The organism is Rhodococcus sp. 14-2496-1d (assembly GCF_002259365.1).
In the GTDB taxonomy this organism is placed as follows: Bacteria; Actinomycetota; Actinomycetes; order Mycobacteriales; family Mycobacteriaceae; genus Rhodococcoides.
This window is the reverse complement of record NZ_NPFV01000013.1, coordinates 18,315-30,071: the sequence shown is the minus strand read 5'-3', so window position 1 is coordinate 30,071 and position 11,757 is coordinate 18,315. Positions and strand designations below refer to the sequence as shown.

The window sequence follows — 11,757 nt, the reverse complement described above, 5'->3', positions numbered from 1 at the left end:
GATGCAATTGGTTCTGGTGCGGCATGCCCTCCCGCAACGGTCGGAGACCTCGGCCGATCCCGCTCTGGCCGAACTCGGCGTCGAACAGTCCCAGCGAGTGCCGGGTGCCGTCGCCCGGTTCCCGATCTCGCGAGTCGTCTCGAGCTCGCAGCTACGCGCCGTCCAGACCGCGCAGCCTCTGGCCGATCGGCTCGGTCTGACCGTCGAGCCCGACGATCGCCTGACCGAATACGATCGCGACTTCGGCGGCTACGTTCCGATCGAGTCGGCCAAGACCGAATTCCGTGAGGCATTCGATCGCATCAAGGCCGGGCATCTCCCGGAGCAGGTCGACGAGCAGGCGTTTCGCCGGCGAGTTCTGGACGGTGTCGCCGATGTCGTCTCGGCGAGCGCACACACCGACACCGTGGCGCTGTTCGCTCACGGCGGCGTGATCAACATCTTGCTGCAGGACATTCTGCAGACCCCGAAGGTGCTCGGCTTCCCGATCGACTACTGCTCGGTGACGCGGGTGCTGTTCTCGCGCAGCGGCGCGAGGTCGGTCTCCTCGGTGAACGAAACCGAGCACGTGTGGGACCTGCTGCCCCGCAATCGGTAATCCACAGAGACCTCTTAAACTCCCAGGTCGAGGGCACAAAATAGGGCGTCGCCGGTCGTCGACTGGTCGGCGACGCTGCACCGTGCGGTTAGCCTCGAACTCATCATGGGTGAATTGCGTATCTTCCGACGTCCTGCCGTTGCTCTCACTGCGCTGGCGTTTCCTCTGGTAGCGGTAGGTGCATTTGCACTGGGCACCGGCTACGACCTCGGTGGCGAGTCCGCGGCAACCACCACCGTCGTCGCCGACACCGAGCAGGCACCGGCAGCGGACCAGCAGACGGCCGATCCCCTGGCCGCAGCCAGGAGCAGCCTCAACAGCGCATCGCTGCCCATCACGTTCCTCTCCAGCGGTATCGGCCAGCTGACCGACGGCGGAACGCAGCTCAACGACGGCGTCGGGCAGCTCGCCGACGGCATCACCCAGGCACACGACGGAACCATTCAGCTCGCCGATGGATTCGGGCAGTACCGCGACGGCATCGGTCAGCTCGGGGACGGCGCGTCCCAGATCAGCGGTGGCGTCGACCAGGTCGTCGATCAGCTCGCCGGCTTCGGCGCTCTGCAGGCCGATTTCACCGCCAAACTCGCCGCCACCGCTGACCAGGTCGATCGATTCCCGCACCCGGGATCGGACGCCATCTCCGGTGAGATCCGCGGGGTCATCGACACTCTGAACACGCAGGCTTTCGGGCCCGACACCCTCGCCCAGCTGCAGACTCTCAAGAGCGGTGCTCAGCAGCTGTCCTCCGAACTCAACGACCCCAACAGTCAGTTCCTCGGAGCCACCGCCCAACTCGGCGACGCGACCGTGCAGTTGCGCGACGGACTGGGCCAACTGGACGACGGCGGCCAGCAGCTCAAGGCCGGCACCGATCAGCTCGTGACGTCGGTCGAACCGGTCGAGGGAATCGTCAACGGCATCGCCACCAATGTGCGCGACGCCTCGGCGGCACTCCCGCCGGGCACCGCGGCCGGCACCGAGGAAGCGGCGTCGGACCAGAACATCGCGGCCACGTCGTCGAGCACCGGAACCGGTGCCACCCCGTATCTGATCGCTGCACTGATCGCGCTCGGTGCTCTCGGGTGCGTCAGTCTCGTGCGGGTTCTGGGCAGGGACAGCAAGCCTCGCTGGCTCGCCGAGGCCGCAGCGGTCGCCGCAGTGGGCATCAGCGCCGCCGTTGCGTTCGCCTTCGCCACCGACGCCGCCCTCGGGCCGGTCCTGGGAGCGGGTGCGTTCCTGATCGTCTCGGCTGCGGCCTACCTCGCCGCAGCGGGAGCGATCCAACGGGTGCTCGGTGCCGTGATCGGCCAGATCGTCAACGTCGCCGCGCTCGCGGTGCAGGTCGTCGTCTGTGGCTTCGCATACGCGTCGACGGCACCGATCTGGGGCGATCTCGCCGCCTTCATGCCCATGAGCTACACCGCCGCCGGGGCCCGCGTCATCGCGTCGGGCGAGATGAGCGGGACCGGCTGGCTCGCGATCGGGGCCACGATGGCCCTGCTCATCGTGTCGACACTCGTCTACGCAAGCGTGCGGGGTGAGTCAGCCGACCGGCCGGAGGGGATGAATGGCGGGCGCAGCCGCGAGGTGGGCCCCGAACTCGCTTAGCGCCTGCTGCAGGTGCGGAGTCTGCATGTGGCCGTCGAGGTCCTCCTGCGACTTCCACACCTCGACGGTGATGAAGGTTCCCGGCTCGATCGCGGACTCGAACAGCTCGTACGAGAGGTTGCCGTCTTCCTTCCGCGATTCGGCAACCAGAGCGGAGAGGCCGTCGCGCACGGCGTCGATGGCATCCGGCTTGGCGATGATCGTCGCGACTACCTTCAGATCGTTGGTCATGAGGTGATTTTTCCTTCGTTCGGCGAGAGACATGTTTCTTCACCGAACGTACTCCCGATCCCCCTAAGCTGAGGTGTCCATTCGGGAAGGGAAACCACAGTGAGCCAGACGGCAACCGACCAGCGCGCCACCGGTAAGGAGTGGCTCGGCCTCGCAGTGCTGGTGGTGCCGATTCTCGTCGTATCGATGGACATGTCGGTGTTGTACCTGGCCCTGCCGTTCATGACGGCCGATCTCGAACCCACCAGCAATCAGTCGTTGTGGATTCTCGACATCTACGGATTTCTGCTTGCCGGCCTACTGATCACCATGGGCTCGCTGGGCGATCGCATCGGCAGGCGCACCCTGCTCATGATCGGTGCCGTCGTGTTCGGAGTGGCGTCTCTGGCCGCGACGTTCTCCACCTCTCCCGAGATGCTGCTCGCGGCGCGCGCTCTGCTGGGAATCGGCGGAGCCACCATTGCGCCGAGCACATTGTCGTTGATCCGCAACATGTTTCACGACCCCACTCAGCGAAAGGAAGCCATCGGCCTGTGGACTGCCGGCTTCGCCGGTGGAGCAGCAGTGGGCCCTGTCATCGGCGGTGTTCTGCTCGAACACTTCTGGTGGGGTTCGGTGTTCCTGATCAACATTCCGATCATGGTGGTACTTTTCGTCGCCGCCCCGTTTCTGGTCCCCGAGTTCAAGGACTCCGACCCCGGGAAGTTCGATCCCATCAGCGTGATTCTCGCGATCTCCTCGATGCTCTCGATCGTGTTCGCCATCAAACACGGTGCACAGGAGGGGATCGACGCGGCAACGATCGTCACCGCCCTCGTCGGGCTGACGCTCGGTGCAGTGTTCGTCGTCCGGCAACGGAAGGCAGCACACCCTTTGATCGACGTCACGCTGTTCGCCGAACGTGCCTTCAGTGCAGCCGTCGTCGTGCAGTTCCTGGTGATCTTCGCGATGACCGGCTTCAGCCTGTTCGCCGCGCAGTATCTCCAGTTGGTAGTCGGGCTCGGGCCGCTCGAGGCCGGACTGTGGTTGTTGATTCCCGCCGCGGCTGCAGCGACCGGAGCTGTGTTGGCACCGACGATGAGTAAGGTCATCCATACGGGCACCATCATCGCCTGCGGCCTGGCTTTCATCGGATTCGGTTGTGTGGCAATGGTCTTCGTCACCAGCAACTCGGGCCTACCCTTACTCCTGACCGGGATGGCTCTGCTGACGTTCGGCATCGGCGCGGCGTCGACGCTCAACTCCGACATCGTCCTGACCGCCGCGGCACCCGAAAAGGCCGGTGCCGCATCGGCACTCTCGGAAACCGGAGCCGAACTGGGCGGCGCCGTGGGTATCGCGATCCTCGGCACGATCGGCAGCACCGTCTACCGGCACCGCATGGACGACGCCATCCCCGCGGGCACCCCTGCCGAGATAGCGGACCCCGCACGAGAAACCATAGGCGGTGCCGTCGCCGTCGCGGACTACCTGCCCGAGCCGTTCGCCTCGCAACTGACCACCGTCGCGAACTCGTCGTTCGTCGACGGCTTCAACCTCGCGGCCGGCTGGAGCGCCGGTCTGATGGCCGTCAGCGCTGTGGCGGTTTTCGTGCTGCTACGCCGTCAGACCGCGTCGGCGAGGTAGCGCGCCAACCACCGAGTCGCGGACTGGCCGCCCCCGACGTCGTAGCTCTGGTACTCCTGGTGGATACCCGAACGGTAGAACGCCTCGATCTCACGCTGACGCTGAGCGTTCGCCTGGTCGGTGAGCTGGCCCTGCAACACCGGCAGACCACCGGCCGCGGCGAGGTCCGCGATCAGGGACTGCGCTTCCTGCGAGTACTGATCGGCGACGTTCGGCGCGGGGTTGGACGAGACGGCCAAGAAGCCGGCCAGCCGCGCGACGTAATCGTCCTTGGGCGTCGAGCAGTACAGGTCGCCGACGGCACAGAACGTCCGCACCACGGGGCTGACGTAGCCGAATCCACCGACGCGGGGTCCACCGACCCCGGTTCCGACCACGGCGGGTCCCACGAGAGCGTCGGTATCGGAGCGCTTCGGGTCGGAGATCAGCCCCACGGCGACCACCTTGTCCGCGGGCACCACGCCCACTCCGGTGCCGATGGCCGCGGCGAGATCGCCCGCCGCGTCGGCACCCTGGCTGTACCCGATGATGCCCAGTTTCGTTGCGCCACAACGATCCGCCATGGCCTCGAGCATGCCGCCCGCGTTGGCGACGGCTTCGGCACGCGATTGCCCGTAAACCTCGCCCTCCCATGGGAACGCGGTCGCGGGATACGAGACGTAGTCGGTGCGGATGTCGCCACCGAGACGATCGGTGACGTCGGTCAGCATGCCCGGCTTGGGGGCCGCACCCGAGCTGGTCTCCCAAGTGCCAGGAATCGCCACGACGTACATCGCCGGACAATCGGCCGGGTCTGCGGCGGCGGGCGATGCCGTTCCGACGACGATTCCGGATGCAACAGCTGCAGCGACGCCGATACCGGCGCAGATCTTCTTGACACTCATGGGAGGGGGCCTCACTGGTGGTCGAACGCGCTTCGTTGTTCGATCACCACAATGACAGCGGCCTGTGACCATCAGATGCCTACATGGTTAACGGACGTAACCGTGTGTCGAATGGCAGCGGAAAGCAGACGAACTCGAAGTTGTGGACGGAATCGGACCTCGATCCGTCCACAACTTCGAGCTCGGCGGAGAAACGCGACTTACCGCTGCGGTGCCTGAGTGGGCACGATCGGCGCCGGTAGCGCCGTTGCTCCCTGCAGGAAGGTGTCGACGGCGGCCGCGCAGGACCGGCCCTCGGCGATGGCCCACACGATGAGCGACTGGCCGCGGCCCATGTCGCCGGCGACGAACACGCCGGGGACGTTGGTGACCCACTCGTTGGTGCGCTCGACGTTGCCGCGCTGGTTGAAGTCGACACCCAGTTCGGTCAGCAGGCCGCCCTTCTCCGGTCCGACGAATCCCATGGCGAGCAGAACCAGATCGGCTTCGAGGGTGAATTCACTGCCCTCGACCTTCTCGAACTTGCCCGCCTTGAACTCGACCTCGCAGGCCTCGAGTGCGGTGACCTTGCCGTCCTCGCCGACGAAACGCTCGGTGTTGACGGAGAAGACGCGTTCGCCACCCTCTTCGTGAGCCGAGGCCACCCGGTACATCAGTGGGTACGTCGGCCACGGGGTGGACGTCGCACGCTCCTCGGGCGGGCGGGCCATGATCTCGAACTGGTGGACGCTTTCTGCGCCCTGACGGTGCGAGGTGCCGAGGCAGTCGGCCCCGGTGTCGCCGCCGCCGATGATGACGACCTTCTTGCCCTCGGCGCTCACCGGCGGTGCGGCAAAGTCGCCCTGCTGGACGCGGTTGGCGTGCGGCAGGAACTCCATGGCCTGGTAGATGCCGTCGAGCTCGCGGCCCTCGATGGGCAGGTCGCGCCATGCGGTGGCGCCGCCGGAGAGGACCACGGCATCGAACTGCTCGCGCAGTTCGTCGGCCGAGATGTCGACGCCCACATCGACACCGGTGCGGAAGACGGTGCCCTCGGCCTCCATCTGCGCCAGGCGACGGTCGATGTGGCGCTTCTCCATCTTGAACTCGGGGATGCCGTATCGCAGCAATCCGCCGATGCGATCTGCCCGCTCGAACACCGTGACGGTGTGCCCGGCGCGGGTGAGCTGCTGCGCTGCAGCGAGTCCCGCGGGTCCGGAGCCGACGACGGCGACGGTCTTGCCGGTCAGATGCGTCGGGTAGACCGGCGTGACCCAGCCCTCTTCGAAGGCCTTGTCGATGATCTCGACCTCGACCTGCTTGATGGTGACCGGATCCTGATTGATGCCCAGGACACACGCCGCCTCGCACGGGGCGGGGCACAACCGACCGGTGAATTCCGGGAAGTTGTTGGTGGCGTGCAGTCGATCGATGCTGTCGCGCCAGCGGTCCTTGAACACCAGGTCGTTCCACTCGGGAATCAGGTTACCCAGCGGGCAGCCGTTGTGGCAGAACGGAATACCACAGTCCATGCATCGACTGGCCTGCGTGCGCAAGGTGTCCTTCGAGAAGTCCTCGTAGACCTCTTTCCAGTCCATCAGGCGCAGGTCGACGGGGCGCCGCTTCGGCACTTCGCGGACCGTGTTCTTCAGAAATCCCTGTGGGTCACCCACGAGCTGCCTCCATGATCGCTTCGTCCACGTCCGCGCCGTTCTTCTCGGCTTCGGAAATGGCCAGCAGTACCTTCTTGTAGTCGCGAGGCATGACCTTCACGAAATGGTTCACCTGCTGTGACCAATCCGCGAGGATCCGCTCGGCCACCTCGGAGCCGGTCTGCTCCTGATGGCGGGTGACGATGTCCTTCAGCCAGGTGAACTCGTCGCCTTCGAGCTCCTCGATGTCGACCAGCTCGGTGTTGAGGTTGGCCTCGAACGTCTTGTTCGGATCGAAGACGAACGCGACTCCGCCGGACATACCGGCACCGAAGTTTCGGCCCGTCGAGCCGAGGATGACGACCTTGCCGCCGGTCATGTACTCGCAGCCGTGATCTCCGACGCCCTCGACGACGGCAACGGCACCGGAGTTACGAACGGCGAAACGCTCGCCGACGACGCCGCGGATGAGAGCCTCACCGCTGGTGGCACCGAACAGGAACACGTTGCCACCGATGATGTTGTCCTCGGCGACGAATCCCTTCGGAGCATTCAGCGACGGACGCAACACCAGATGTCCACCGGAGAGTCCCTTGCCGACGAAGTCGTTGGCATCGCCGTTGAGTCGGAGCGTCATACCGGAGGGCACGAACGCACCGAAACTGTTGCCGGCCGAGCCGGTGAAGGTGATCTCGATGGTGTCGTCCGGCAGACCGACGCCGCCGTACGCCTTGGTGACCTCGTGCCCCAGCATCGTGCCGACGGTGCGGTTGACGTTGGTGATCTTGGACTCGAACGCGACCTTCTCACCCCTGTCCAACGCATTGCGGCTGGCCGAGATGAGCTGCTGATCGAGAGCCTTGTCGAGACCGTGATCCTGGACGCCGGTGTTGTAGAGATTCTGGTTCATGAACGCCGACTCGACCTCTTCGAGGATCGGTGCCAGATCCAGCTTCGACGCCTTCCAATGCTCCTTGGCCGCGGTGGTGTCCAGCAGACCCACCTGACCGACGGCCTCGTCGAGCGTGCGGAACCCGAGCTCGGCCATGAGCTCGCGAACCTCTTCGGCGATGAACATGAAGAAGTTCTCGACGAACTCCGGCTTGCCAGCGAACCGCTTGCGCAGCAACGGATTCTGAGTTGCAACACCGACGGGGCAGGTGTCGAGGTGGCACACGCGCATCATGATGCAGCCCGAGACGACGAGCGGAGCGGTGGCGAAACCGAACTCCTCGCCGCCGAGCAGAGCGGCCACCATGACGTCGCGGCCGGTCTTGAGCTGACCGTCCACCTGCACGACGATCCGATCGCGAAGCCCGTTGAGCAGCAACGTCTGCTGCGTTTCGGCCAACCCGAGCTCCCACGGTCCACCCGCGTGCTTGACCGACGTCAGCGGCGTCGCGCCGGTGCCGCCGTCGTGGCCCGAGATGAGCACCACGTCGGCGTGCGCCTTGGACACACCGGCGGCGACCGTTCCGACGCCGACCTCGGAGACCAGCTTGACGTGAATGCGGGCCTGCGGGTTGGCGTTCTTGAGGTCGTGGATCAGCTGCGCGAGATCCTCGATGGAGTAGATGTCGTGGTGCGGCGGCGGCGAGATCAGGCCGACGCCGGGCGTCGAATGCCGAACCTCGGCGACCCACGGGTACACCTTGTGCGCCGGAAGCTGGCCGCCCTCACCGGGCTTGGCTCCCTGCGCCATCTTGATCTGGATGTCGGTGCAGTTGGTCAGGTAGTGCGAGGTGACGCCGAAACGTCCCGACGCGACCTGCTTGATGGCACTGCGTCGCCAGTCACCGTTCTCGTCCGGCTCGAACCGCGAGACGTCCTCGCCGCCCTCACCGGAGTTCGAGCGCCCGCCGAGACGGTTCATCGCGATGGCGAGGGTCTCGTGCGCCTCGGCCGAGATGGAGCCGTAGCTCATCGCGCCCGTGGAGAAACGCTTGACGATCTCGCTGGCCGGCTCGACCTCGTCGATCGAAATAGCCTGTCGCTCTTCGGTCTTGAAGCGGAACAGACCGCGCAGCGACGCGAGGCGCTCGGACTGGTCGTCGACCATCTTCGTGTATTCCTTGAAGATGTCGTACTGACCGGTGCGAGTGGAGTGCTGCAGCTTGAACACCGTGTCCGGGTTGAAGAGGTGGTACTCCCCTTCGCGACGCCACTGGTACTCACCGCCGGTTTCGAGCTCGCGGTGCGCACGCTCCTGACGGTTGTCCAGGTACGCCACCGCGTGCCGCGCTGCGACGTCGTCGGCGACCTGATCGAGATCGATACCGCCGAGGTGGCTGTTGAGGCCGGTGAAGTACTCGTCGACCAGTTCCTGCGAGAGGCCGATGACCTGGAACAGCTGGGCTCCGGTGTACGACGCGAGGGTCGAGATGCCCATCTTGGACATCACCTTGAGTACACCCTTGCCCGCGGCCTTGATGTAGTTGGCGACGGCCTTGTCGAACTCGATGTCGGTGAGGGCACCGCGCTCGATCATGTCCTCGATCGACTCGAACGCCATGTACGGGTTGACCGCTGCCGCACCGAATCCGATGAGCAGAGCCATGTGGTGCACCTCGCGGGCGTCACCGGCCTCGATGATCAGACCGACCTTGGTTCGGGTCTTCTCGCGGACGAGGTGATGGTGCACTGCCGAGGTGAGCAGCAGCGACGGAATCGGAGCGAGCTTCTCGCTGGACTCACGGTCCGAGAGCACGATGATCCGCGCGCCGCCCGAGATGGCAGCGGACACCTGAGCGCGGATGGCCTCCAACGACTTTCGGAGGCCCTCACCACCCTCGGACACCGGGTAGAGACCGCGCACGACCACCGAGCGCAGCTCTTCCTGCGTGCCCTCGTCGTTGATGTGGACGAGCTTGGCGAGGTCGTCGTTGTGCAGGATGGGCTGCGGAAGCACGATCTGCTTGCAGCCGTCGGCACCCGGGTTGAGCAGATCGCCCTCGGGTCCGATGGTGCCGCCGAGGCTGGTGACGATCTCCTCGCGGATGGCGTCGAGTGGCGGGTTGGTGACCTGCGCGAACAGCTGCGAGAAGTAGTCGAACAGCATCCGCGGACGAGCCGACAGCACGGCGATCGGGGTATCGGTACCCATGGAACCGATGGCCTCGGCACCGGACTTCGCCATCGGCGAGACCAGCACGTTCAATTCCTCGGTGGTGTACCCGAAGATCTGCTGACGGATGAGGACGCGGTCGTGCGGCATGTGCACGTGCGGACGCTCGGGCAGGTCGTCGATCGAGGTCAGGCCCTCGTCGAGCCACTGCTGGTACGGATGCTCGGCGGCGAGCTCGTCCTTGATCTCGTCGTCGGAGACGATGCGGCCCTGCGCGGTGTCCACCAGGAACATGCGGCCCGGCTGCAGGCGAACCTTGCGGACGACCTTCGACGGATCGATGTCGAGCACGCCGACCTCGGAGGCCATGACGACCAGACCGTCGTCGGTGACCCACAGCCGGCTCGGGCGCAGGCCGTTGCGGTCGAGAACCGCGCCGATGACGGTGCCGTCGGTGAAGCACACCGAGGCCGGTCCGTCCCAGGGCTCCATCAACGAGGAGTGGTACTTGTAGAACGCCCGACGTGCGGGGTCCATGGACTCGTGCCGCTCCCAGGCCTCGGGAATCATCATCAGCACGGCGTGGGGCAGGCTGCGGCCGCCGAGGTGCAACAGCTCGAGCACCTCGTCGAAACGTGCTGTGTCACTTGCGCCGTGGGTGACCACGGGGAAGATCTTCTCGAGAGCCTCGGAGCCACCGAACACGTCGGAGGTGATGAGTGCCTCGCGGGCGCGCATCCAGTTCTCGTTGCCGGTGGCGGTGTTGATCTCGCCGTTGTGGGCGACGCGGCGGAACGGATGTGCCAGCGGCCACGACGGGAACGTGTTGGTGGAGAAGCGCGAATGCACAAGTCCCAGTGCGCTTTCCACACGCTCGTCCTGCAGGTCCAAGTAGAAGCCCTTGAGCTGAGGCGTCGTCAGCATGCCCTTGTAGACGAACGTCTGCGAGGACAGCGACGGGAAGTACACGGTTTCGCGGCCGGGGCCGTCCTTGCCCGCGCCCTCTTCGCCCAGCTCGTGCTCGACGCGCTTGCGGATGACGAACGCGCGCCGCTCGAGGTCGAGGTCGGTGACCGACGCGTCGGGGGCCGCGAGGAACAGCTGACGGAAGGTCGGCATCGCGTCGCGCGCCAGAGCTCCGAGGGAGGAGTCGTCGGTGGGGACCTCACGCCAACCCAGAACCGACAGGCCCTCGCTCTCGACGATGCGCTCGACACCCTCGCAGGCACGCGCGGCATCGCTGCGGCCCTGGGGAAGGAACGCGACACCGGTCGCGTACGCGCCGGCAGCGGGGAGCTCGAAATCTACGACGGCGCGGAAGAACGCGTCCGGAACCTGGATCAGAATGCCCGCACCGTCACCGGTGTTCGGTTCGGAGCCGGCAGCACCGCGGTGCTCGAGGTTGACCAGTGCGGTGATCGCCTTCTCGACGATGTCGCGACTGCGTCGACCGTGCATGTCCACCACGAACGCGACACCACAGGAGTCGTGTTCGTTGACGGGATCGTAGAGGCCTTGCGGGCCCGGAGTGTGCTTCATACCTAGCCTTCGGATAAGTCCAGCCTTGATACTCGTCGGCGACGGTGTGGTGTAACCGGCTGCACGAACGGCCTGCGGTGCGTCCTCGCCGTTGAAGCAGCACCTGTCGATCGTCGACGCTTTCCCCTGCACGAGCGGGTGAGCTCATGGTAGAAAAGTGAGGGTCTCGACGGATCCGGCCGTGGTGAGGCCGATCCAACTACGAACGATAAGTCAGCACCTGGGTGCCCCCGCAAATAAGGTAAGCCTATTATGGGCTTTCACCTGCGAATTCTCGTACACGAGACGCCATCGAGACCGGGTACTGGACCACCCGGCCGACATCGGCCGAGAATCACACGCCTGTAGGACGATTCGAGGAACGGGCCGCGAAGAAACCGACCCGGAAGAAACTACTGGCCGCAGCGATCGAATCAGCTGCGGCCAGTGTGGTGGGCGGAGGGGGACTTGAACCCCCACGTCCCGAAGGACACTGGCACCTGAAGCCAGCGCGTCTGCCATTCCGCCACCCGCCCGGGTAACGGCGAGAACACTAACACGCACCATGCCGCGCTCGAAAATCGCCGCGTCGGG

At 65.6% G+C, this 11,757-nt stretch carries 7 protein-coding genes and 1 tRNA gene; 3 read left to right on the top strand and 5 right to left on the bottom strand.

Going from position 1 to position 11,757, the window contains the following annotated elements:
* Position 1 precedes the first annotated feature (1 nt).
* The gene (locus CH296_RS09855; protein WP_045197800.1) at positions 2-598 is read left to right on the top strand and encodes a histidine phosphatase family protein; all 597 of its coding nucleotides are present in this window, start codon (positions 2-4) and stop codon (positions 596-598) included.
* Positions 599-703: 105 nt separating this feature from the next.
* On the top strand, positions 704-2,209 hold the full coding sequence (locus CH296_RS09850) for a phage infection protein (RefSeq protein ID WP_094684615.1): 1,506 nt from the start codon (positions 704-706) through the stop codon (positions 2,207-2,209).
* On the opposite strand, the gene CH296_RS09845 is transcribed toward CH296_RS09850, so the two are convergent.
* A complete protein-coding gene (locus tag CH296_RS09845) occupies positions 2,144-2,440 on the bottom strand; it encodes a putative quinol monooxygenase (protein WP_045197796.1) in 297 nt (98 codons plus the stop codon). The genes CH296_RS09850 and CH296_RS09845 overlap by 66 nt on opposite strands.
* A gap of 99 nt (positions 2,441-2,539) precedes the next feature.
* On the opposite strand from CH296_RS09845, the gene CH296_RS09840 reads away from it, so the two are divergent.
* Positions 2,540-4,066, top strand: a complete 1,527-nt coding sequence (locus CH296_RS09840; protein WP_094684614.1) for an MFS transporter — start codon at positions 2,540-2,542, stop codon at positions 4,064-4,066.
* On the opposite strand, the gene CH296_RS09835 is transcribed toward CH296_RS09840, so the two are convergent.
* The 4 genes from CH296_RS09835 to CH296_RS09820 all read right to left on the bottom strand — a co-directional run bounded on the left by CH296_RS09835 (position 4,045) and on the right by CH296_RS09820 (position 11,699).
* Positions 4,045-4,950, bottom strand: a complete 906-nt coding sequence (locus tag CH296_RS09835) for a cutinase family protein (RefSeq protein ID WP_094684613.1) — start codon at positions 4,948-4,950, stop codon at positions 4,045-4,047. The two genes, CH296_RS09840 and CH296_RS09835, sit on opposite strands and share 22 nt — an antisense overlap.
* A 200-nt stretch (positions 4,951-5,150) precedes the next feature.
* Positions 5,151-6,602, bottom strand: coding sequence for a glutamate synthase subunit beta (locus CH296_RS09830; protein WP_094684612.1), 1,452 nt, complete (start codon positions 6,600-6,602; stop codon positions 5,151-5,153).
* Positions 6,595-11,184, bottom strand: a complete 4,590-nt coding sequence (gene gltB / locus CH296_RS09825) for a glutamate synthase large subunit (RefSeq protein ID WP_032397007.1) — start codon at positions 11,182-11,184, stop codon at positions 6,595-6,597. Before gltB ends, CH296_RS09830 begins: the two co-directional genes overlap by 8 nt.
* 429 nt (positions 11,185-11,613) lie before the next feature.
* A tRNA-Leu gene (locus tag CH296_RS09820) sits at positions 11,614-11,699 on the bottom strand.
* Positions 11,700-11,757: the final 58 nt, after the last annotated feature.